Consider the following 22,278-nt stretch of genomic DNA (forward strand, 5'->3'; position numbering starts at 1 on the left):
GCCCTGTCAGCATGGCCTCTTTCTAACGGCTTTGGCCTACGACTTAATGTCCCATGACTCAACGTAATTCCGCGCAACTCAGCAATCGACGCCAGCAGCTGGCCGAAATCCGCCAATCTTTGGGGCAAAACTCGCTTGTATTGATCGGGCTCATGGGAGCAGGAAAGTCGGCGGTCGGCCGCCGCTTGGCGGCTTCGCTCGACCTGCCCTTCACGGATGCCGATAGCGAAATCGAGGCCGCTGCTGGTCAGAGCATCGGCGAGATATTCGCCGAGCACGGCGAGGCTTACTTTCGGACGGGCGAGAGAAAGGTCATCGCGCGGTTGCTTGAAAACGGACCTCAGGTCCTAGCAACTGGCGGCGGCGCGTACATGGATCCGGAAACCCGGGATGCCATCAAGACGCACGGGACCTCGATTTGGCTCAAAGCCAATCTACGCGTCCTGATGAAACGTGTGGGACGCCGCGACAACAGACCTTTGCTGCAAGTAGACAACCCTGAGGCCGTGATGAAAAAGCTGATGGCAGAACGGCACCCCATCTACGCAGGCGCAGACATTACGATTGAGAGTCGCGAGGCGCCGCACGAAGTAATGGTCGGGAACATCCTCGACGCCCTTGCGTCCCAGCTCGCGCAAGAGACGCCGCGCGGGATCGAGGATCGGTTAGAACAACAACCGGAAACGGACTGACTGTGGAACAGGTTGAATCGGTGCAGGGACGCAGCGCGGAAACGGAGATCTTGGTGACTCTGGCGTCACGCGGTTACCCAATCATCATTGGCGAGGACCTCACGGCTGACGCAGGGCCGCGCTTGAAGGAGCTCCTTCCCGGCGCACGCTTTGCTGTTGTCAGCGACGCGAACGTAGCTGCGCTTCATCTTGACCCGCTGAAGGCTAGCCTAGAGAGGGAGAACCTGTTTCTGGGCTCGGCCGTCGTCGCGCCCGGCGAATCCAGCAAGAGTTTTCCCGTGCTTGCCAAATTGAGCGAAACGCTTCTTGAACTCGGTGTCGAACGCGGCGATTGCGTTATCGCATTCGGTGGCGGTGTGGTGGGAGACTTGGCAGGGTTCGCTGCGTCTATTCTCAGGCGCGGCGTCCGCGTTGTGCAGATGCCGACCACACTTCTCGCTCAAGTCGACTCGGCAATCGGCGGAAAGACAGGAATCGACACACGACAGGGCAAGAACCTCATCGGCACGTTTCACCAACCGAGCCTTGTCCTGTCGGACATCTCTGTCCTCTCGACCTTGAGTGAACGCGAGTTCCGAGCAGGCTACGCCGAAGTCGCAAAGTACGGACTGCTTGGCGATGCCGGCTTCTTCAGCTGGTTGGAGGAGCATTGGGCCGACATCTTTTCCGGCGAGACAGACAAGCGTCGATATGCGGTAGAGACGAGCGCCCGAGCGAAGGCGGCCATCGTTATTGAGGACGAACTTGAGGTGAGCGGCAAACGCGCTCTACTCAATCTGGGGCACACCTTCGGCCATGCCCTTGAGGCCTTCGCGGGCTATTCGGACCGATTGCTGCATGGCGAGGCAATTTCCATTGGCATGCGGCAGGCCTTCGCCTATTCGGTCGAGCGGGCCCTATGCTCCGCCGACGACGCCGCGCGTGCGGAAGCACATTTCAAAGCCGTCGGCCTTCCGACACGGGTCTCCGAAATTCCTGGCGACAAGCCGACGCCGGGCGAAATGCTGCGCCTGATGGCCCAAGACAAAAAGGTCAAAGGCGGCAAGATGGTTCTCGTACTGGTAAACGGTATCGGCGACGCCTTTGTCGAGAACGATGTTTTAATGTCGCAACTGACGGATTTTCTGCAGCGGGAGTGCGCAACCCAATGACCCTGGCCTTGGGACTGACACTTGGCTCAATCTTTGGCCTTCTCATTATCTCTGCCTGTTTCTCCGGTTCCGAGACGGCGCTTACGGCAGCAAGCAGGGCGCGCATGCACGCGCTAGAGGAAGACGGGAACGCTCGGGCAAAACTCGTCAACCGCCTTCTGGCCTCCCGCGAGCGCCTGATCGGCGCACTGCTGCTCGGAAACAATCTCGTCAATATCGCTGCCTCGGCGTTGGCCACGAGCCTGTTCCTATCAGTCTTCGGTGAGGCCGGCGTGGCTTACGCCACGTTTGTTATGACCGCGCTGGTTGTCGTCTTCGCCGAGGTAATGCCGAAAACCTACGCCATTCTGAACGCAGACAAGATGGCGCTCGCCGTGGCGCCCGCCCTGAAAGTTCTGGTCGCCGTCCTTGCACCTGTGACGGCCGCGCTCCAGTTCGTCGTTCGCCACACATTCAGCCTGTTTGGCTCGAAGATCGATGCCGACACGGACGTTCTGTCGGCCCATGAGGAAATCCGTGGCGCTATCGAGCTGCACCACAAAGAGGGCGGCGTGGTGAAGGGAGACCGCGATATGTTGGGCGGCGTGCTGGACCTTCGCGACCTCGACGTATCCGACATTATGGTTCACCGGACCAAGATGGTGGCCATTGATGCAGACTTGCCGCCGGAGCAGATCATCGACCAAGCGCTTCAGAGTTCGCACACGCGGCTACCCCTATGGAAGGGAGAGCGCGAGGAAATCGTCGGCGTGCTTCACGCCAGAACGTTATTGCAGGCTCTTCGCGATGCACAGGGCGACGTCAGCAAGATCGATGTAATGACTCTCGCGGCCCCGCCGTGGTTTGTGCCTGATACCACGACACTGAAAGCGCAACTCGCCGCATTCCTGAAGCGTAAGGCGCATTTCGCGATCGTCGTCGATGAGTACGGCGAGGTGGAAGGTCTGCTCACGCTCGAAGATATCATTGAAGAGATCGTCGGCGACATTACCGATGAGACGGATGTGGCGGCTACGGACGCGCAGCCGCAGGCCGATGGCTCGCTCATCGTTGAGGGGCTGGTGCCAATCCGCGACGTGAACCGGCTTATGGATTGGGATCTCCCGGACGAAGAAGCCACAACAGTCGCTGGCCTTGTCATCCACGAAGCCCAGACCATTCCGAACGCCGGTCAGACCTTCAACTTCCATGGGTTCCGCTTCGAAATTATTCGGCGCCATCGCAACCGCATTACGCGGCTGCGGGTGGTGCCTCTGCGAGGCCCACGGACTCCAGCCGAAGCGCCAGCAAATGGATCTGCGAATCCGCCGGCGAGCTCAGCCTCCTAACTTCCATGACAGCCGTTACTGCGCTGCATCCTCCGGCGTCATTGCGGTGACAGCCAGCGCGTGTACTTTGCCAGCCAATTCGTCTGCCAACACCGCGTTGACCATTCGATGACGCTCTAGTCGGGACTTCCCCTCAAAAGCCAGCGACACCACGCGAACTGCAAAGTGACTTTCTCCAGTTCCGGGCGAGCTAGCATGCCCCGCGTGATGATGAGATTCGTTGACGACTTGCAGCGCCTCGGGCGAGAAGGCGGCGGTCAGTTTTTCTCGGATTGTTTCTTCGACACTCATACGGCCCATAAGCCCTCGGAATAGCCGAACAACGCAGTTGCTAGCATGGAGTGGCAGTTCTCTACGCTATGGCGCTTTGTCACGCACTTAACCCTCCAGTTTATCGTCATTGTCATCGTCGAGCCATCCTTGTTGTGCCCAATCCCGATTCCCATAATGCCGGTCTCATGAAGCTTGATTCAAAAATCTTCGACCAACTAAGGGTCAAACCAGACGAGGACCGCTCGCTGCGCGATTCCGCGCCCGAATGCGAATGGGAGGGTTGCAACAAGCCTGGGCTATATCCAGCGCCGAAGGGACGAGGACTCGAGGGGCAGCACTACCGCTTCTGCATCGACCACGTGCGCGAATACAACAAGGGCTATAACTATTTCTCCGGCGTACCCGACGACGAAGTCGTGGCCCAGCAAAAGGCCGATCAAGTCGGCGACAGGCCCACATGGTTCGTCGGCGTGAACGCATACGGCAAGGGTAAGGGACGCGGCCGAGGCCGAAGCCGAAGCGGCGGCTACGGGCACCGTTTCGAAACTCAAGACCCATACGGTCTGTTTGGCGAGCAAGGTCCCGCGCGTGAAGCACCGGGACGGGTCCGCCGGCCGCTGAAGCGACTCGAACGCAAGGCTCTCCGGCAACTAAATTTGGAAGACGACGCGACGAAGCAAGACATCAAAGCGCGCTTTAAGGAGCTCGTGAAAAGGCTTCATCCGGACCACAATAACGGCGACCGATCCTCTGAGGACAAGTTGCGCGAAGTCATCCAAGCCTATAACTATCTAAGGCAAGCGGGGCTCGCATAGCCTGCGCCGCTAAACTCTTGCAAAATGGGCGTTTTGCGAGGGGCCGGTGCCGTCCTTGGGACGCGATGGGCGCCCATCACCGACAAAGGTTCATCAGCGATTATGACACTTGAAACAGCGACGAACGATGCTGGACTCCCGGATATGTCCGTTTCCGTGCGCCAGGTCTTCGGCATCGATACCGACCTTGAAGTACCGGCTTACTCCCAGGCCGATGCGCACGTGCCTGACGTTGACCCGGATTATCTCTTCAACCGGGACGTGACCCTCGCGATCCTCGCAGGCTTCAAACACAACCGCCGAGTTATGATCCAGGGCTATCACGGCACGGGCAAATCGACGCATATCGAGCAAGTGGCTGCCCGACTCAACTGGCCCTGTATCCGTGTGAACCTTGACAGCCATGTGAGCCGTATCGATCTCGTGGGCAAGGATGCGATCGTCATCAAGGACGGGCAGCAGGTTACGGAGTTTCGCGAGGGCATTCTGCCTTACGCGCTCCAGACCAATACCGCGCTCTGTTTCGATGAATACGACGCGGGCCGTCCAGACGTGATGTTTGTCATTCAGCGCGTGCTCGAGGTATCGGGTAAGCTAACCCTGCTCGATCAGTCGAAGGTCATTCGGCCTCATCCCGCATTTCGTCTTTTCGCGACCACAAACACGATTGGTCTCGGCGACACGAGCGGCCTGTACCACGGTACACAGCAAATCAACCAGGGTCAGATGGACCGTTGGTCGATTGTTGCCACGCTCAACTACCTCCCTCACGACGATGAGGTTGAAATCATCATGGCGAAGGTCAAGACCTTCAACACGGAGGAAGGGCGCAAAACAATATCGAATATGGTCCGCGTCGCCGAGCTAACCCGCAACGCCTTCATGAACGGTGACCTGTCGACAGTCATGAGCCCACGCACAGTGATTACGTGGGCGGAGAACGCTGAGATATTTGGCGATACCGGCACAGCTTTCGCACTGTCCTTCCTCAATAAGTGCGACGAGTTGGAACGTGGGCTGATCGCCGAGTTCTATCAGCGCTGCTTCGGTGAGGACTTGCCGGACTCGACCGCCAATGTTGCGCTGAGTTAGCGCACGACTGCAGGACTTCTCAGGATATCGTTATGGCTGGACCGAAACGGAAAGAGGCGCCTCTCGATCCGTTCAAGCGCGCGGTAACTTTGGCAACGCGCGCGATCGCTGCCGATAGCGGCGTTGAGGTCGTCTTCTCGAACGAACCCCCTGGCCTTGCTGGCAAGACGGCGCGGGTTCCCGAACCCTCGCGCGTGCCCACCCAGGAAGAGCTCGCGACAATTCGCGGACACGCGGACGCAGCCGCTCTGACAGTCTCTTGCCGTGACGAAACCCTGCATCAGCGCCTAGCTCCCTCTGGCGGAGAGGCCCGGGCAGTTTTCGAAGCCCTCGAACAAGCGCGTGTCGAGGCGATCGGCGCGACGCGTATGGATGGCGTCGCACAGAATCTTGCTGCTCGCACGGAGCAGCGCTACGCGCGCAGCCGGATTACTGAAGAGACAGAGCGTTCTGAAGCGCCGCTCCCCGACGCGCTCGCCCTCATGGCCCGCGAGCGCCTAACGGGTGAGGCACCTCCGGCGCGGGCGCGGCCGCTCGTCAATCTTTGGCGTAACTGGGTCGAGGAGCGCGCTCAAACACAGCTCGATCAAATGCAGGAGGCGCTGTTCGATCAGGAAGCGTTTGGCCAGCTTTCACGTGACCTCCTAACCGCATTGAACATGGCTGAGCAGCTGGACCAGGGTGAAGAGAGCGACGAGACATCAGAGGACGGTGAATCGGAGCCGGACTCGACTGATGACCAGGGGGACGAGGCGCAGGCGCAAGATGGCTCCGAACTCGCCCAAGAGTCAGACGCCGAACCCGACGATACCGCTGAAGACACTTTGGAGGATCAGGACGACGGTTCAACCGATCGGCTGGACGATGACGCGGACTCGGCGGATCTGCCGCGCCGCTCCGACCCCTGGCGTCCGAACTTTTCGGTCCTCGATGACCCCTCGGCTTTCGGCTACAAGATCTTCACGGACGAGTTTGACGAGATCGTTACGGCAGAGGACCTTTGCGACCCGGATGAGCTCGATCGTCTCCGCTCCTTCCTCGACAAGCAGCTCGTGTCTCTGCAAGGCGCTGTGGCACGGCTTGCCAACCGGCTGCAGCGGCGACTGTTGGCCCAGCAGGACCGCGGCTGGGACTTCGACCTGGACGAAGGAACGCTGGATGCTGCGCGCCTCACACGTGTCATCATTGACCCGATGCACCCCTTAACGTTCAAGCAAGAGCGCGACACCGAGTTTCGCGACACGGTGGTCACGCTGCTGCTCGACAATTCCGGATCCATGCGCGGCCGACCGATCATGGTCGCTGCCTGCTGCGCGGATATCCTAGCGCGCACGCTGGAACGGTGTGGGGTGAAGGTAGAGATCTTGGGGTTCACCACGCGAGCTTGGAAGGGTGGCCATGCGCGCGAAGCCTGGCTGAACGCGATGAAGCCTCCCCTGCCTGGACGCCTCAACGATTTGCGCCACATCATTTACAAGGCGGCGGACATGCCGTGGCGACGAGCGCGGCGCAATCTCGGCTTGATGATGAGAGAAGGTCTGCTCAAAGAGAATATCGACGGCGAAGCCCTGGCCTGGGCCCATAAGCGCCTCTTGGCACGCCCCGAACAGCGACGCATTCTGATGATGATCTCGGACGGTGCGCCGGTCGACGACTCCACGCTGTCCGTTAACTCTGGCGCATATCTGGAGAAGCATCTTCGCCAGGTGATCCACGAGATCGAAACGCGTTCACCGATCGAACTGTTGGCCATTGGCATAGGCCATGACGTGACCCGCTACTATCGCCGCGCCGTCACGATTACGGATGCGGAGGAACTCGCGGGCGCGATGACTGACAAACTGGCTGAACTCTTCGACGAAGACTCCGCACTTCGGGCGTTGCAGCGGGCCAATCCCAGCGCTGCGCGCGCAAGGCGAAAGGTGCTTCACTAGGTGACGGCGAATATGCGAAAAGTCACAGCGGCACTGGCGGCCGGTTTCCTATGCATTGCCGCCTTGTCGTTGAGCGCGCCCGCGCTCGTGGCCAAGCCGAGCACCCCTCTTTCTGGTCCGACGGCCGAGCGCGTTTCGGTCGTCCCCATCACGTTCGACCGAGATGACTCAAGCAAAACGAAGTTCGGAAAACTGACCTTTCGTGGCGGGCTCAACATTTTCGCTCGCTCAGTGCATTTCGGCGGCTATTCGGCGATCGCCCTGAACAGGTCCGGCACAACCCTCCTAGCCCTGTCAGACGCAGGTTCATGGATGCGTGCCACGCTCGACTATGACGGGCGTTGGCTAAAAGGACTGTCGGACGTCACCCTCGGTCCAATCCTCGGCAAAGACGGTAAGCCCGTTCGCTCGGAGTCCCGCCAGGATGCGGAGGGAATTGCTTTGCTCGCTGGCGACACGCGCAACGGCAACGCACTCGTCTCGTTCGAACGGGATCACCGCATCATGCGCTACCCGTTCACGCCGGAACGCTTTGGGCCTCCAGATAGCATGATCCCGCTGCCGAAAGCGGGGCGCGCCATGGGCGACAATCAGGGCCTGGAGGCTCTCGCCGTAATCCGGTCGGGCCGCATGAAGGACACGGTGGTTGCGTTCTCGGAACGCCTCAAGGACCGGAACGGCAATCTGATTGGCTGGCTGATCGGCGGCCCGGCGCCTGGCGCGATAACGGTGCGCAGGCTGGGCGGGTTTGACATCACTGGGGCCGCAGGCCTCCCCGATGGCGGCCTTCTGCTTTTGGAACGGCGCTTCCGCTACAGTGAAGGCGTGAAAATGCGCATCCGCCGGATAAAGGCCACAGACCTCAGGCGGGGCCGTTTGGTCACTGGCGATGTCCTGATCGAAGCCACCGACATTCTGAATATCGACAATATGGAAGGCATCGCGGTTCACCGCGCACCAGATGGCGAGAACGTCATCACACTGGTGTCGGACGACAACTTCAGCGGCTTTCAGCGCTCGCTGATCATGCAATTCACGCTGCCCTGAGGGCGCTAGAAGCGCCCAAACGGTTACGAGGTCGCTTGTGCCTCGGTGGCCTTGGCGATCTCCCGCTTCAGGCGCCTTGCTTTCAAGGAAAGCTCATCGTCAGCGGCCTTGAGCAGATAGGCGTCCAAACCCCCGCGGTGCTCAACGGTGCGAAGGGCGCTCGCGGACACGGTGAGTCGCACATCCTTCTTCAGTGTCTCACTCTGAAGTGTGACATTGCTCAGGTTAGGCAGGAAGCGGCGCCGGGTGCGGCGCTTGGCATGGCTCACATTGTTGCCGGTGAGCACGGCTTTGCCGGACAGCTCGCAGCGACGGGCCATAGTCCTTGTCCTTCCAACGAAAATCTTGTGATTACCCGCCGCTGCTCGTGACTTTCCACAAGCGCGAGGCTTAAGGCGGCGAGATATACGGGGATGACCGATTTCGGTCAAGATGCCAGCGCTATTTCCACCTGTCCGCCGAATTGACGAATCCAACTAATCCTGCTCACTGGTCCCACGAGGGAGACAAGTGACTGGAGACGAGGAAGGGCTGCGATTGATGCGGGTCGCACGACATGTCTTGATCACTGCGGCTGTGGCCGCGTTGATCGTCTGCGCCACGGGCCTGCAGTCCCCCGTCCTAGAGTCGCCTCCCCGAGCGGGCGTCGACGTTGCCCACGCAGAAACAGGCTCCGAGGATCAGATGTCGGACCCCGATGCGGATCTCGGCACGCGCGGCTCGATTCTCGATGAAGGCGATCCCTTCCCCATAGAGGGCCTTTATAACGACAAGAGTCAGCCTGATGCGGAGGCGGACCAGCCCGGCGGAGCACCACTCGCGGCTCCGAGACCGGAGCGCCTCGACACTTCGGCCCGCTTTCAAGTGACCTACAATGTCAGCCTAGGCCGGTTCAATCTTGGCAATTTCAACGTTGCAGGCACGGTCCAGAACGGCCAGTACAGCTTGCGCGGCAACGGCGTCTTCTCGGTGCTGAAGGGCTGGGTGTTCAATTGGCAGGGCTCGATCAACGGCTTTGGCGAGGCGACCACGGATGGCGCGAACCCGCGCTCCTACTCATTCAGCCAGAGCAATGGGAAATATCGCGAACGCCTCCGCATCAATTTCGGAGACGGCTACGTTCAGTCGGTCACGATCTGGCCGAAGCCCCGCCCCTACCCCGGCGAGATCGAGGTCACGAAGGAGCAAGTCCAGCACGTGGTCGATCCGCTCAGCGGCGCCTTCCTCACCGCGCGCTCCGACAACCCACGCGCCAACCTCAAGGTCTGCGATCAGCTGATCCCGGTCTTCGACGGCCGCTCCCGCTATGACCTCGTCCTGAAGCCGAAAAGGCGCGTGATGGTTCAGAACCGCGGCTCCTCCAACTACTCAGGGCCCGCTGCCGTCTGCCAGGTGAAATTCGTGCCCATCTCCGGCTACCCCCGCAGCGACCCGGGGATTGAGGAATTGCGCCAAGCCAATGGCATCGAAGCCTGGCTTGTGCCCTTGAAGGGCACTGGCATGTACGTGCCCTACCGCATCGTCGTTCCCGCCTTCGGGGGCTACACCGCGGACGTGGTGGCCACAACCATGCGCGCGGGCCGCTTAGGCCGCGCCGAGGCTCGCTAGGTCGGCCAAGGGTAAAGGCTCGCCCCCAAACCACAACATGTCGTGGAGAACAGAGCCCGAAAGTTTACGAACCCCTGATTCGTCACCGCTCTGTTCACGGTGTGGGCTTACGAGCGGTCAGCCTTGCGATCGCCCAGAAACAAGATCTAGCCGACATCCCGCGGGCGTAGGCGGCTATCGAACGCTCTCAGAATGCCGTGACAGGGAGCAGCAACGGCAAAGGGTTTCTTATATTGAGCTAGGCTAGAGCCCCGCGACACGCTCGCTGCCGCCCCAACCGTTAACGCGCAACCCGAAAACCACAATATGTCGTAGGGAACAGGGCCCGAAAATTTACGAACCCCTGATTCGTCGCCGCTCTGTTCACGCTGCGCTCCGGGATCGTGGAAACCCGCGCAAGAAAAGATTGCTAGACGTAGCGAAGGCGCGCGAAGCTGCTTACATGAGGGTACATAGGGATGCCTCGCATCATTGTGCCAGTTTGGGACGGAACATAAGCTGAATATGCCTGAGTCAGCGATTCGGACGGGATTCGTTCTCCTCCCGTTCGCAAGCCAGCCGGTATCGCGTTAAGAATTTCTCTGTATGTCTAAAGACTTATCCACGCAATCCACAGGCGCCCAGACGACTGGATCTCACGGCCCGCCCAACCGCGGCCGGGGCGTCACCGCCATTTTGGGGCCCACGAACACCGGCAAGACGCATCTAGCCATCGAGCGCATGCTGGCGCATGAGGTCGGCGTTATCGGCCTACCGTTGAGGCTGCTTGCGCGCGAAGTCTACGAGAAGGTGGTTTTAAAGGCGGGCCCCGGCGAAGTCGCCCTGATCACCGGGGAAGAAAAGATCAAGCCGCCGCGTGCCCGGTTCTATGTTTGCACCGTGGAAGCCATGCCGCGAGAGTTGGAGGCCGATTTCGTCGCGATCGACGAAATCCAGCTCGCTGCCGATGCGGAGCGGGGCCATGTTTTCACCAACCGCCTATTCCACGCGCGCGGCGCATCAGAAACTCTCCTACTGGGCGCAGCGACCATGCGCGAAGCGATCCGCGAGCTTTTGCCCGGCGCCAATCTCGTATCGAGGCCGCGCATGTCGAGTTTGTCCTACGCAGGCGAGAAAAAGATCACGCGCTTGCCGCGCAGGTCGGCCATCGTCGCTTTTTCCGCGAATGACGTGTACGCCATTGCCGAACTCGTGCGGCGCCAACGTGGGGGCGCGGCTGTGGTTCTCGGCGCCCTATCCCCGCGCACCCGCAACGCCCAGGTGGCCCTCTACCAAAATGGCGATGTCGACTATCTGGTAGCAACAGACGCTATCGGGATGGGCCTCAACCTCGATCTCGACCATGTCGCCTTTGCTGGCGTGCGGAAGTTCGACGGACACACCCATCGCAACCTGAACCCATCTGAGATCGGTCAGATCGCCGGGCGTGCCGGACGTCACATGAATGACGGCACATTCGGCGTCACAGGTCAGGCGGGGCCTTTCGACGCCGAACTCATCGAAAGGCTTGAAAGCCATGCCTTCGATCAGGTGGGTGTCTTGCAATGGCGCAGCCGCACGCTCAACACATCTTCGATCGAGGCCCTGAAAGAGAGCCTACGTGAGACGCCGGTTCACCCGCGCCTCATCCGCTCACGCATGGTCGACGATGTCATCGCGCTAGAGAACGTGACGCGCGACGAGGCCGTGTGCGACATGGCCAGCTCGCCCGCCGCCGTCGGGCTGCTCTGGGACATGTGCCAAATTCCGGACTACCGGCGCGTCTCCCCAGCAGACCATGCGGACTTGGTTGGCACGCTATTCGGCTATGTCATGAGCGACGAAGGCAAGATCCCCGAGGATTGGTTTGCTCGCCAAGTGGCGCAAGCGGACCGGACCGAGGGTGACCTCGACACGCTTTCAAATCGCCTTGCACAGATTCGAACCTGGACATTTGTCTCCCACCGCGCTCAATGGCTCTTCGATCCGGAGCACTGGCAAGAACGTACCCGGACGATCGAGGACAAGCTGTCCGATGCGCTTCACGAACGACTGACGCAACGCTTCGTCGACCGCCGGACCAGCGTCCTCATGCGCCGATTGCGCGACAAGGAGGAAATGATGGCTGAGATCGGCGAAGACGGACAGATCCTGGTCGAAAACCACTTTGTGGGACGGCTTGACGGATTCCGCTTCACGCCAGATTCGTCCAGCGATGGCATCCATGGGAAGGCGGCGCGCAACGCAGCAACCCAGATTCTGGCCAGCGAACTCGCACGGCGCGCAGAGGCGCTTGGTTCAGCCGCCGACGATACGATCACGCTGTCGAACAATGGCCGCATCTTGTGGCAAGGCTGCGAAATCGGGCGGCTGGTAGCCGGCGACACCGCTTTGAAGCCCCGTATTGAAGTCTTTGCCGACGAAACTCTGAGCGCGCCCGATAAGGCGCGGGTTTCGACACGGTTGGACACCTGGCTCGCCGCTCACCTCGATACCAAGCTGAAGCCGCTTATGGAGCTGAGCAACGCTGACGACCTTACGGGCCTTGCACGCGGGCTAGCCTTTCAGATCACGGAGAATCTGGGTGTGCTTCGGCGCGAAGGGGCATCCGACGATATCAAGGCATTAGACCAGTCCGATCGAAGCCAGCTGCGCAAATATGGCGTTCGCTTCGGGGCCTTCAATCTTTATTTCCCCGCGCTTCTGAAGCCCGCCGCGGCTGAACTTCTCTTGCAGCTCTGGGCGCTTCATGGTGGCCTCGGTCACGGTATCGACATTGACGCGATGCCGGAGCGGCCGCAGCAAGGTCTAACTTCGGTGCCCGCCGATGGCGCCCTGCCGGAGCCCTACTGGCGCGCGGCTGGCTTTTATGTGGCAGGTGGTCGCGCCGTGCGCATCGACATGCTTGAGCGGCTGTCTGACCTGATCCGCGCACGCGTGACGTGGCGCGCGGAGCCCAAGGTCAAGAGAACGAAGTCCCAAGCATCCGAGTCCCAAGCATCCGAATGCCAAGCGTCCAAATCCGACGCAACCACGACGCCTCAGCCGTCGCCAAGTCCAGCCGATGAGCACACCGCCAAGGCTCAGGACGCCCTAACGACAAAAACGGACGAGATCGAACCGACAGCCGAGGCACAAACAAACGAGCCAAGTGCCGCTCGATCAGCGGAGGTCGACACATCGACAGTGCTGGGAGCCAAGTCAGCGGCGGCCCCAGAAACGCCTCAGCCCCCGTCCGGGGCGACGGGCGACGGCGGTTTCCGAGTCGTGCCGGAAATGATGTCGATTGTCGGATGTTCTGGCGATGAGTTCGCCTCGATCCTGCGCGGCCTTGGATTCCGTCTCGAACGGCGCAAGATTGCTACGCCCGCCAAGCAGCAACCGCTTTCAACATCGACCGCAGCGGGAACAAGCGATGCCGGGGCACAAGACGCCGACGGGCTACAGGTGCCAGCCGAAGAGAGCGACCCAAGCTTCGACGAGATCTGGCGCCCCGCGAAGCGGCGGCATCAGCAGCCGCGGCACTGGCGCAATAAGGTCCGCAAAGGCCGTAACTCCAATGCCGAACACAGTGACGATAAAGCTGAGCGCGCTGCCCGCTCAGCCCCACGCGAGAATGCGAGCAAAGCGCCGCGGCGCGGAAAGAAGAACAATCGCTTCGGTGGGAATAGTCACGACCGCAGCCGTAAAGCCACCCAATCGCCAAGACGGGAGCCCCGAAAGCCAGAAGACTCGCCTTTCGCAGCCCTATTGGAGTTCAGAGAGACCTTGGCTACAGGCAAGCCGGGCAAGGACAATCAGGGCAAGGGGTAGCTTGGGCCAGGCGCGCGATGCCTTCACTTGTCGACACTTTGGCCCACACAGACAAATTTCACAGATGACAGGCCAGCGATTAGATAAATGGCTCTGGTGTGCCCGCATGGCGAAGACGCGCTCGGCCGCGACGCGCCTGATTGCGGACGGGAGGGTGCGCATCAATGGCAAGCGGGTCCGCAAACCCAGCAGGCTCGTACAACTCGGCGACGTCATCACGGCGACGCCACCCGGGCGGCTTGTCGTTTGGCGCGTCCTCAATGCAGCCGAACGGCGCGGTCCGGCATCGCTGGCTCGAATGCTCTACGAGGACCTGAGCCCGCCACTCGAGAGGAACGAGAGAGGGCCTGTCGGTGAGGCGCGCGTGGGAAACCGGCCAACAAAGCGAGACCGCCGGCGCATCGACCAGTTCCGCGCCCTCTCTAGCTAGAAGCCGCCACTTCGAGCAGTCGCTATGCCGTGTGAGAAATTCCGCCTCAAATTGGAATGGAACACTGAAAATCCTTCCTAAGACTCGAGCTTTCCCGGCAGGTTGCACGCCTTGTGCTGCCCAAACTATTGCTATAGGCAAAAGTCCTTTGTTCGGGATGAGAAGAGCGCCCGAGCTGGGCCTTAGAACCAGGGCTGAAACCCAGCCCCATAACGTGTGGAATCGATGACATACGTCGTCACTGAATTATGCATCAAGTGTAAGTACACCGACTGTGTGGAGGTGTGCCCTGTCGACTGCTTTTATGAAGGCGAGAATATGCTCGTCATCCATCCGGATGAGTGCATCGACTGTGGTGTCTGCGAGCCAGAGTGCCCGGCCGACGCCATTAAGCCGGATACTGAGCCGGACTTAGACAAATGGCTGGATGTGAATCGCGAGTACTCTGAGACCTGGCCGAACATCACGACCAAGAAGCCTTCGCCGCCAGATGCGGATGACTTTCTCAACCAACCGAACAAATTCGAGAAATACTTCTCGAAAGAGCCGGGTGAGGGGGATTAGCGCTGTATTTCCGGTCAATTGAGACCGAAAAAGCCGTCCTCGCATTAACCTTCTGGTCAAAATGTCGCAGTCTTTACCGTAAAACCGCCCACCCTCTAGGGACGGTCAACTTCCGATTTTGTGTTTTTTGTGATATAGAGCTAGCGAAATGGCGCAATGTTTTAGCGCGTGAGGCACCAAGAGAGGCGAGCCGGTTGGGCGCGCCTTTTTTCTGAGCTTCGAAAGGGTGTTAGCGATCGGATCCCCTGGTCGGCCGCACTCTTATTGTCCGCGAGAGCGCCCACCGGGCGTCGCCGGCGCACCGGTCGCTGGCCGTGTTCGACGCGGTTTTGCTCACGTTCCTCCGCTCTCACGCGCCCTATTACTTTCAATAGCGAGGCGAGTACATGGCAGAAAAGAAAAGACCCCAGCAGCGGAACGGCTTTCGGACGAATGAGTACATCGTGTATCCCGCTCATGGCGTGGGCCGCATCATGTCTATCGAAGAACAAGAGATTGCCGGTACGAAGCTTGAGCTGTTCGTGATCAATTTCGATAAGGACAAGATGACCCTTAGGGTGCCGACCACCAAGCTTGAAAGCGTCGGCATGCGCAAGCTGTCCGAAGACAAGATCGTGAAGAAGGCCCTGACAACCTTGAAGGGCAAGGCTCGGGTGAAGCGCACGATGTGGTCACGGCGCGCGCAGGAATACGAAGCCAAGATTAACTCTGGTGACTTGATCTCGATCGCCGAGGTTGTCCGCGACCTTTACAGGTCTGAGGCCCAGCCTGAACAGTCTTACTCAGAGCGCCAGCTATATGAAGCCGCGCTTGACCGGATGGCTCGTGAACTGGCTGCCGTCGAAAAGTTGGACGAGGACGGTGCGATTGCCAAGATCGACGAAATCCTTGCGAAGTCGGCACGAAGCAATAAGGCCGCCGCCGAGGCTGCAGAAGACGGTAAAGCTGCCGCTTAAGCGCCGCAACCAAACGACACTAAAGGGCCGGGTCTTGCACCCGGCCTTTTTTGTTCGCGCGGCCATGCTCGCCTCAATCCGCACGCGGTACGGTTTCCAGTACTTCGATTTCGTGCGCATGCGATATCTCGATCATGGGACCGTTCCACCACTCGACCCACCCTCGCACGCGGATGCGCCGGCGCCGGCCTGGTAGACTCGGAAGGTCGAGCCCTTCAGCCTCCAAAACGGGCAGACGCTTTCGTGCAATGACAATGGTGAAGTCTTACCGCCAGCCTTCCCCGAAATTGATATAGACGCTCTTCTTCCCCTCCCCGATGCCGAACACGCGTCCTTCGACAAGTTGATAGGTGTGCCGGCGATAGCCGAGCACGGTCGGATTGTGCGCATCGAGGATTTGGTACGTGAGCGAGCGCCAGATCCCTCGCCTCGCTTCCCGGGCTTCGGCCTCGGCGGCTAGGAGCGGAACGAGACAAGCGCCGATGTCGGACTGTGCCGCAACCCGAGCAAGAACTTTTGCGATTAGACTCTCTTGGATCCAGATCGCCCCGCTGTCGCGGGCTACATGAATAGCCGCCAATAAATGGCCGTAACGATCTTCCTTCCTCGTATCACATTTCGGGCTGACAGGCCCTCTCCCAACGAGTTGAGCGAGCGCCTGCCGCGCCTGGAGGGCGAACGGCCAATCTTCGGAGCTCTGCCAATTCGGCGGTTCAACCGGCGCCAATATCCCCAACAACCGGACTTCCCGGCCATCTTTGAGGACGAGTGTTTCTCCGTCGACAACGGAGGACACTCTTGCGCTTTCTTCCGCGGCGTTTTTGCAGGGTCCAGCGAGACAGGGTGCCAACTGCATTCCAAGAGCGATGCAAAGACCGAAAATCAGACCACAAATACACATCCCGGCTTCTTAAGGATACAATCACTGCGGGAACAAGGACTTGCTGCCCGGCTCGGCGGGCCTCGCCTTGCTGGCAAGGATCCACCCTGTGCGGTTCTTGGTCCGGAAAGTGTCACAACTGACAGAAAACTTTTAATCTCGCTCGCGAGAGTCCCAGACGACCCAACCACGATCCACAGACGACGAGAAATGAGAGAACACTGATGACAGACGATATCAACGAGATGACCCGAAAAAACATGAAGGATTGGGTTGAGGCCGAACTCGAAGAAACTCTCGACGAAACGCTAGAGGCTGAGCTTTCCGAGCCCATGTTGAGTGAGGAGCTCCGGCAGATCTACAAGGCGGCCCATCCCCATGCGCTCGACCGACGCATCTATCTTAAGAATCTGCTTCGGCTTCAGGCCGAGCTCATCAAGATGCAGAGCTGGGTGGAGGAGACCGGTGCGAAGGTCCTGATCATCTTCGAGGGTCGCGACTCGGCAGGCAAGGGTGGCGTCATCAAGCGCATTACGCAGCGGCTCAACCCCAGAACAGCTCGGGTCGTCGCTCTCCAGAAGCCGAGCGAGCGCGAACAAAAACAGTGGTACTTCCAGCGCTACGTTCCGCACTTGCCGGCGGGTGGCGAGATCGTCCTGTTCGACCGGTCTTGGTACAATCGTGCAGGCGTCGAGCGCGTGATGGGGTTCGCAAACGACGAACAGGTCGAACGGTTTTTTCAAGACGTCCCAGAGTTCGAGCGCATGCTCGTCCGCAACGGTGTCATCGTCTTGAAGTACTGGCTCTCCATTACCGATGAAGAACAGCAGCTCCGTTTTATGATCCGAATCCACGACCCCATGAAGCAGTGGAAACTATCGCCTATGGATCTGCAGTCGCGCGTGCGCTGGGAACAGTACACGAAGGCCAAGGAGGAAATGTTCGCCCGCACCAGCATCCCCGAGGCGCCGTGGTACATCGTGGAAGGGAATGACAAGAAACGCGAACGGCTCAATTGTATCGAGCACATCCTGACAAAGATCCCATACCAGGAGGTCCCGTACGACAAGATCGAGCTTCCTGAGCGCGTCTTCAGCCCCGAATACGACCGCAAGACACTGCCTGCTGAGCTTTACGTGCCGAAGATCTATTAGCCGGCCTATTCGAGCGGACAAAACGCCGCAGGAACTTGCGGTCCGCAGTGCTCGCTCAGCTTACACGGACAAAGCCGGCAAGCCCCGTTTTGGTGCTCGATCGCGTGGCAATGAAACGCCCAGTCGCCGGGGTCGTCCGCAACAAGGCCGATGTTGATGGTTTCTTCCTTGTCGAGAACGAGGGTGCCGGTCCAATTGGAGGGCAGCGTGCGCTTGTTCGCACGAAGCGGCCGAAACACGAGGCCATGCAGATGTATTGGGTGGCGATTCAGGCTGGAATTGCGAAGCCGGAGCACATAGGCCTTCCGGTACCACGTCGCGCAAGCAACAGCGCGCTGTTTGGATACGCAAACTCGACGGCGCCTTACCGGCGGGCTCGGCGATGGCCCGAGAGCCCCGCGGGCAGCACGAGGCCCGCAACGCCCCCACCTGCCAGAGCAAGGAGCGACCGCCGATCTATCGCGCCACGCTTTCTCATTAGAATATTTTCAATATTATCAATGGGATAGGAGACATTCTTAGGCAGCTTTGCGGAACAAGTCCACGCGCCATCGGACGCCTAGATCTGCGTCACGTTGTCTGGCGCGGTGCCCAAAACACAGCCGGCGGGGTGGCGAAAAGGGAGAGCCCGGTGTAGCTACTCAGAGTGAGAGGCCCCGTAGCTCAGCAGGATAGAGCATCAGATTCCTAATCTGAGGGTCGCAGGTTCGAATCCTGCCGGGGTCACCACTCAAGCCACTGATCTATAGAACGTAATCAGTACGCTATTCTGAGTTTGCTTCCATGGGCTGGATTTTTGGAAGCACTGTGGAAGCACGAGGATCCTCTGCCTTCGTGTTCCGAAGCGGATGAGTTCCTGGATTCAATGGCAACTCCGCACCCCCACCCCCAAATGGACAGGCCCCACCCCGGGGCATCCTGTTCTGGAGGGACCCGTGTGAAATACAGGCTAGGAAAAATCGAATCTGTCTCGGAGTGACTGCCGCAAGGCCATGAAATCATCGCACCATACGATGGTCGCGCGCTGTGATGATGGCATGTTGCGATGGTGTTACTTGGCAAGGTTGCCCGGAGACGGATGTCCGCTTTTTGGAGTGAAGCAGACATCTCAGACCTCACCGCCGATGTCCGCTAATGACCCAAAGGAGACATGGCGCGGCATGTGCGACACGCGAATTGCGGCCGACCGACGTAACCTTCGCGGCGAGATCGATGTCTGCAAAGTGCCAAAAGGCGGGCTTAGCCGAAAAAGCAGTGTATTAGCTTTGCCGCGTTTGCCCCTAGGCTCTATGGCTTGAGGCCGAACTCGACCTTCTCAGCGCCTTCAGGAACGCGGCCAAGTCGACCGGTTTTGTACTGGGCCTCAGGTTTGCTTAGTAGCTACCCAACCCAACGCGACTGCTAATGCAGCATTGATCAGGATGGGTGCCCAAAGAAACCATTGCGCACCACCGAACTCATTGAACAAGCTATAGAGCAACGACAAAGCAATCAGCGCCGCTGCAACTACAAGGCCAACGACGAGAGGCTTCTGCGTCTCGGGATTGGCAGCGGCGAGCCAGGCCGCTACACCGACGCCAATAAGGAGCCCACCGCTCCAACGTACCCAGCCAGCGGCGGCAGGATCTCCCGGGTCTTGGCTGAGAGCAAACATCCAACGAGGACTCAATAGAAAAAGAAGGCCGTAAACCACGCCTACGAAGGCCTCGATGTAAAGAATTATCCGCGAGGTCGTCACCTCGGATTGGGTCATAGCCATTAGTCCCTCCCAAGGTTGGTATGCATAGCCACTTAGTACACCTTTAAAGTCCGGGCAGACAGTAATCAGTTTGGCGTCCAGCACTCGGCCAGGACGTTGAAACGAGAAAAGCGGCCCCGGGCGCCGAGGCCGCTTCCCATTTGCCGTCTACGCAAAACAGGGGACGGCAGCCCACGCAGGACTGGCCGCCTGACAGCTTTGTCTAAAGTCCTGACGCTTACGCCGAGGCGGTGGGAACCGTCGTGATGTCATGGGAGCCCCCCGCAGGCTGAGATTGGCAGCCTTGGGCTAGGGGCGAATACTGGTTACGCGGTTACCCCAAAGCGGACCGTTGATGGTCGATTTTTACTGATGAGGCAATCACGACCAGTCGCTTCATTCACGTGCAGAGCTTTACTGCTTGTCGCGCATAGTCTTTGACATCGCTTCGGACATCAGTTGACTGAGTTCTTGGACCTGGTGAGTGTATGTCTGCATCTGCTTCTGCGCAAATTTGCTCTGAAGGGCCAGAATCTCTTGAATGTCCTTTGCCCTGGCTACTTCTTTTGCCAACGTAAAAGAACGTTCAGCGTTCTCCTTCGCGAACTCGACTGCTCGATTTTGTAGCCCTTCAAATCCACTCGATTTGCTGCCCGATGCTGCACCTGACCAAGCCTTCATGCTCTGCGTGAAGAAGTCCATGAAGTGTCCGTAAGCAGCACTTGCCTGCTCAATATTCTTCTCTGTCAGTTCGCGTAGCTCAGGCGGAATCTCGAAGGGAGATTTAGATTTCTTAGAAGCCATGGCGCCCTCCCGGTCGTTCTGTTGCGGCAAGTCCGCTTCGCTCTAATCGCAAGATTAGGGGACGGGTGAGGTCTTGGCCAGAAAGAGATAAGGATATGTCATATAGCTGACGTAGCTCGCTGAGGAAATCGCGTCTGCTTTCAGGCGCAAAGCGGTCGTCCCTATCAACGCCATAAGTCAGCCGAAGAGGTCTGTAGCGTAATGCTATCGCCAAACGGTAGGCTCGCACCATTGCCGGCGCAGCACGATTGTCGCTGGCGTTGAGATTACTGGCTGTTAGCAAGCCAGCGGCAATAAACTACGCGTTTGCCGAATGGCGCATGCGGGGAGACGAAGAGATCAATGGCGGCAAACCATGAACGTGCAATTCATGTTGCTGGGGTAGTTGATTTTGATGAAGCCAGGCTACTCGTTGACTGTGGCGTTCGGTTTCTGGGTTTTCCTTTTGCCCTAGACCACCACAAGGAGGACCTGACAGTCGCTGCGGCCACTAGAGTTGTCTCAAAACTTGCACACCAGGCGGACTTTTTCCTGATTACTTATTTGACTAGAGCGGAAGATATCCGTCGGCTTTGCGATGCCCTATCAGTGCAGATGGTTCAACTGCACGGAGCAACTGACCCCAATCAGATACAGCTACTGAAACGAGAAGCTCCTGGTTTGAAGGTCATAAAAAGCCTGATTGTCCGCGACGACAACGCAGATGCTCTGATTGGCCAGTTACAAAGCTTCGAGCCCAGCGTGGACGCATTCATAACCGACACGTTTGATCCAGAAACAGGAGCATCGGGTGCGACCGGCAAGGTTCACAATTGGACTGTGAGTCGAAGGCTCGTCGAAGCGACAAACAGACCGGTCATTCTTGCGGGTGGCCTAAATGCGGAGAATGTTCGCCAAGCTATTCATAGCGTGAAGCCAGCGGGTGTGGACGTACATACGGGAATTGAGGGCCAGGACGGACGCAAGCGCCGCGATTTGACAATGCGTTTCGTGAAAGAGGCAACGGTCGGGTTTGCGGATGTTGGGACTGAGCCTGGCGATAGCTAGTGGAGCCTAGCTAAGCTCAATTACTCAGCCGATCATGTCCGCTTATGGCACTCAGCAGACATGAGAATGCGGGCCCGTGATGTCCGGTTTCTACCCCAAAGCGGACATTGCTTGTCCACGATTTGATGTCCGTTAAGTGCCAAAAGTGGACTTATGCTCAATCGAACTGATAAGTGCTCTGTACCAAGCGGCGTCGCCTGAAACATCACGAGCAAGTAACTTGACCTCCCAAGATTTAGTAAGATAATTCATGTCATTATGGGTCGGTTCAGGACCATTCTTGTCGCATGTCTGACTCTCGCGGTAGCCACGCTGCCGGCGGCAGGGACCTTTGCGCCCGTGGCAATGGCAAATGCCCCTGATGATGAAACTGGCCTGCATTGTGCTGAGCACGTTGGGGTAGGCCATGCTGATCATCGGTCGGATACCGGTCGCAATGCTAGCGCGGACTCAGAGTCCAGTAGCAAAATCGGCTACTGCGACGACAATGGATGTTGCGGCAAGTGCTTCTGCCTCGGGCTGACGGCGGTTCTGGATCGCATCTCTGAGGTACAAACCTCATTTTTCCCGCGACCTTCAATGACCCGCGTCGCTATTCGTCTCAGCGGGCGGGCATACACCCCGCAACCACCGCCTCCACGCGTCTAATCCTCAAGTAATTGAACGCCGTTCAGTGTGAGCGCTTGCTCATGCATCACGGCGCGCAAGAAGCGCCTCTGCCCACCATGGCAGGGGTCCGAGCAACGAGGATCAGGAGACGCGCAAGATGAAGCGTCCAACTAGTTTGGCCCTTATGGCCATCGGCGTCGCGGCCGTTGCGGCCAGCAGCTATTGGCTCGAGCCGATCGGAAGTCCCATTACCAAAGCAGACTTACCTGCTCACCACACGTACAGAGGCATCGTTGGGGCGAGCCCCGACAACATTCAACGCAGTGACGTTAACATCGAGGCAGCCACTCGGCGATCTCAGATC

Annotated in this window: 21 protein-coding genes, 1 tRNA gene and 1 pseudogene; 17 read left to right on the forward strand and 6 right to left on the reverse strand. The window is 59.0% G+C overall.

Annotation, left to right across the window (positions count from 1 at the left end; translation table 11 throughout):
• The first annotated feature begins 53 nt into the window (after positions 1-53).
• The 3 genes from AC33YF_RS08390 to AC33YF_RS08400 are packed head-to-tail and all read left to right on the forward strand — an operon-like array spanning position 54 to position 3,171.
• Positions 54-692 carry a shikimate kinase gene (locus AC33YF_RS08390; RefSeq protein WP_491776752.1) on the forward strand — a complete coding sequence of 213 codons (639 nt, stop codon included), beginning with the start codon at positions 54-56 and terminating at the stop codon, positions 690-692.
• Positions 693-694: 2 nt separating this feature from the next.
• Positions 695-1,843, forward strand: coding sequence for a 3-dehydroquinate synthase (gene aroB, locus AC33YF_RS08395; RefSeq protein WP_491776753.1), 1,149 nt, complete (start codon positions 695-697; stop codon positions 1,841-1,843).
• Positions 1,840-3,171 (forward strand): HlyC/CorC family transporter, encoded by a 1,332-nt coding sequence (locus AC33YF_RS08400; protein ID WP_491776754.1) that lies wholly within the window; start codon positions 1,840-1,842, stop codon positions 3,169-3,171. Before aroB ends, AC33YF_RS08400 begins: the two co-directional genes overlap by 4 nt.
• 15 nt (positions 3,172-3,186) lie before the next feature.
• Here AC33YF_RS08400 and AC33YF_RS08405 read toward each other — a convergent pair whose 3' ends face one another.
• A complete protein-coding gene (locus AC33YF_RS08405; protein WP_491776755.1) occupies positions 3,187-3,462 on the reverse strand; it encodes a BolA family protein in 276 nt (91 codons plus the stop codon).
• A 167-nt stretch (positions 3,463-3,629) separates the two neighbouring features.
• On the opposite strand from AC33YF_RS08405, the gene AC33YF_RS08410 reads away from it, so the two are divergent.
• From AC33YF_RS08410 to AC33YF_RS08425, 4 genes are all read left to right on the forward strand, one after another.
• Positions 3,630-4,259, forward strand: a complete 630-nt coding sequence (locus AC33YF_RS08410; RefSeq protein ID WP_491776756.1) for a J domain-containing protein — start codon at positions 3,630-3,632, stop codon at positions 4,257-4,259.
• 102 nt (positions 4,260-4,361) lie between these two features.
• Positions 4,362-5,351 (forward strand): cobaltochelatase subunit CobS, encoded by a 990-nt coding sequence (gene cobS / locus AC33YF_RS08415; RefSeq protein ID WP_491776757.1) that lies wholly within the window; start codon positions 4,362-4,364, stop codon positions 5,349-5,351.
• A gap of 32 nt (positions 5,352-5,383) precedes the next feature.
• The gene (cobT, locus tag AC33YF_RS08420; RefSeq protein ID WP_491776758.1) at positions 5,384-7,285 is read left to right on the forward strand and encodes a cobaltochelatase subunit CobT; all 1,902 of its coding nucleotides are present in this window, start codon (positions 5,384-5,386) and stop codon (positions 7,283-7,285) included.
• Between the two features lie 12 nt (positions 7,286-7,297).
• Positions 7,298-8,332, forward strand: a complete 1,035-nt coding sequence (locus tag AC33YF_RS08425) for an esterase-like activity of phytase family protein (protein ID WP_491776759.1) — start codon at positions 7,298-7,300, stop codon at positions 8,330-8,332.
• A gap of 23 nt (positions 8,333-8,355) precedes the next feature.
• Here the strand turns inward: AC33YF_RS08425 and rpmB are convergent, their stop codons facing one another.
• Positions 8,356-8,652 (reverse strand): 50S ribosomal protein L28, encoded by a 297-nt coding sequence (gene rpmB / locus AC33YF_RS08430; protein ID WP_491776760.1) that lies wholly within the window; start codon positions 8,650-8,652, stop codon positions 8,356-8,358.
• A gap of 190 nt (positions 8,653-8,842) precedes the next feature.
• Between rpmB and AC33YF_RS08435 the strand changes: the two genes are divergently transcribed.
• The 6 genes and pseudogenes from AC33YF_RS08435 (at position 8,843) to AC33YF_RS08460 (ending at position 15,878) form a co-directional block, all read left to right on the forward strand.
• Positions 8,843-9,940, forward strand: a complete 1,098-nt coding sequence (locus AC33YF_RS08435) for a DUF3108 domain-containing protein (RefSeq protein WP_491776761.1) — start codon at positions 8,843-8,845, stop codon at positions 9,938-9,940.
• 585 nt (positions 9,941-10,525) lie between these two features.
• Positions 10,526-13,732 (forward strand): helicase-related protein, encoded by a 3,207-nt coding sequence (locus tag AC33YF_RS08440; protein WP_491776762.1) that lies wholly within the window; start codon positions 10,526-10,528, stop codon positions 13,730-13,732.
• Between the two features lie 64 nt (positions 13,733-13,796).
• Positions 13,797-14,162 (forward strand): RNA-binding S4 domain-containing protein, encoded by a 366-nt coding sequence (locus tag AC33YF_RS08445; protein ID WP_491776763.1) that lies wholly within the window; start codon positions 13,797-13,799, stop codon positions 14,160-14,162.
• A 225-nt stretch (positions 14,163-14,387) separates the two neighbouring features.
• The gene (fdxA, locus tag AC33YF_RS08450; RefSeq protein ID WP_491776764.1) at positions 14,388-14,726 is read left to right on the forward strand and encodes a ferredoxin FdxA; all 339 of its coding nucleotides are present in this window, start codon (positions 14,388-14,390) and stop codon (positions 14,724-14,726) included.
• Between the two features lie 392 nt (positions 14,727-15,118).
• Positions 15,119-15,682, forward strand: a pseudogene (locus AC33YF_RS08455) (CarD family transcriptional regulator); the annotation flags it as partial.
• Between the two features lie 34 nt (positions 15,683-15,716).
• Entirely contained in the window at positions 15,717-15,878 is a 162-nt protein-coding gene (locus AC33YF_RS08460) for a hypothetical protein (protein ID WP_491776765.1), read from the forward strand.
• Between the two features lie 69 nt (positions 15,879-15,947).
• Here AC33YF_RS08460 and AC33YF_RS08465 read toward each other — a convergent pair whose 3' ends face one another.
• The gene (locus AC33YF_RS08465; protein WP_491776766.1) at positions 15,948-16,478 is read right to left on the reverse strand and encodes a thermonuclease family protein; all 531 of its coding nucleotides are present in this window, start codon (positions 16,476-16,478) and stop codon (positions 15,948-15,950) included.
• Between the two features lie 308 nt (positions 16,479-16,786).
• Between AC33YF_RS08465 and ppk2 the strand changes: the two genes are divergently transcribed.
• Positions 16,787-17,716: a polyphosphate kinase 2 gene (gene ppk2, locus AC33YF_RS08470; RefSeq protein ID WP_491776767.1), complete on the forward strand. Its 930-nt coding sequence runs from the start codon at positions 16,787-16,789 to the stop codon at positions 17,714-17,716.
• Between the two features lie 5 nt (positions 17,717-17,721).
• On the opposite strand, the gene AC33YF_RS08475 is transcribed toward ppk2, so the two are convergent.
• Positions 17,722-18,012, reverse strand: coding sequence for a multicopper oxidase domain-containing protein (locus tag AC33YF_RS08475; RefSeq protein ID WP_491776768.1), 291 nt, complete (start codon positions 18,010-18,012; stop codon positions 17,722-17,724).
• Positions 18,013-18,368: 356 nt separating this feature from the next.
• Here AC33YF_RS08475 and AC33YF_RS08480 point away from each other — a divergent pair.
• Positions 18,369-18,445: transfer RNA gene (locus tag AC33YF_RS08480), tRNA-Arg, on the forward strand.
• Positions 18,446-19,079: 634 nt separating this feature from the next.
• On the opposite strand, the gene AC33YF_RS08485 is transcribed toward AC33YF_RS08480, so the two are convergent.
• Positions 19,080-19,475, reverse strand: a complete 396-nt coding sequence (locus AC33YF_RS08485) for a DUF4345 family protein (protein WP_491776769.1) — start codon at positions 19,473-19,475, stop codon at positions 19,080-19,082.
• A gap of 393 nt (positions 19,476-19,868) precedes the next feature.
• Positions 19,869-20,258, reverse strand: coding sequence for a phasin family protein (locus AC33YF_RS08490; RefSeq protein ID WP_491776770.1), 390 nt, complete (start codon positions 20,256-20,258; stop codon positions 19,869-19,871).
• A 342-nt stretch (positions 20,259-20,600) separates the two neighbouring features.
• On the opposite strand from AC33YF_RS08490, the gene AC33YF_RS08495 reads away from it, so the two are divergent.
• Together AC33YF_RS08495 and AC33YF_RS08500 are read left to right on the forward strand one after the other, a co-directional pair.
• The gene (locus AC33YF_RS08495) at positions 20,601-21,305 is read left to right on the forward strand and encodes a phosphoribosylanthranilate isomerase (protein WP_491776771.1); all 705 of its coding nucleotides are present in this window, start codon (positions 20,601-20,603) and stop codon (positions 21,303-21,305) included.
• A 766-nt stretch (positions 21,306-22,071) separates the two neighbouring features.
• Positions 22,072-22,278: hypothetical protein (locus tag AC33YF_RS08500; RefSeq protein WP_491776772.1), on the forward strand; the 207-nt coding region annotated here is incomplete at its 3' end.

It is taken from the genome of Methyloceanibacter sp. (assembly GCF_058506495.1).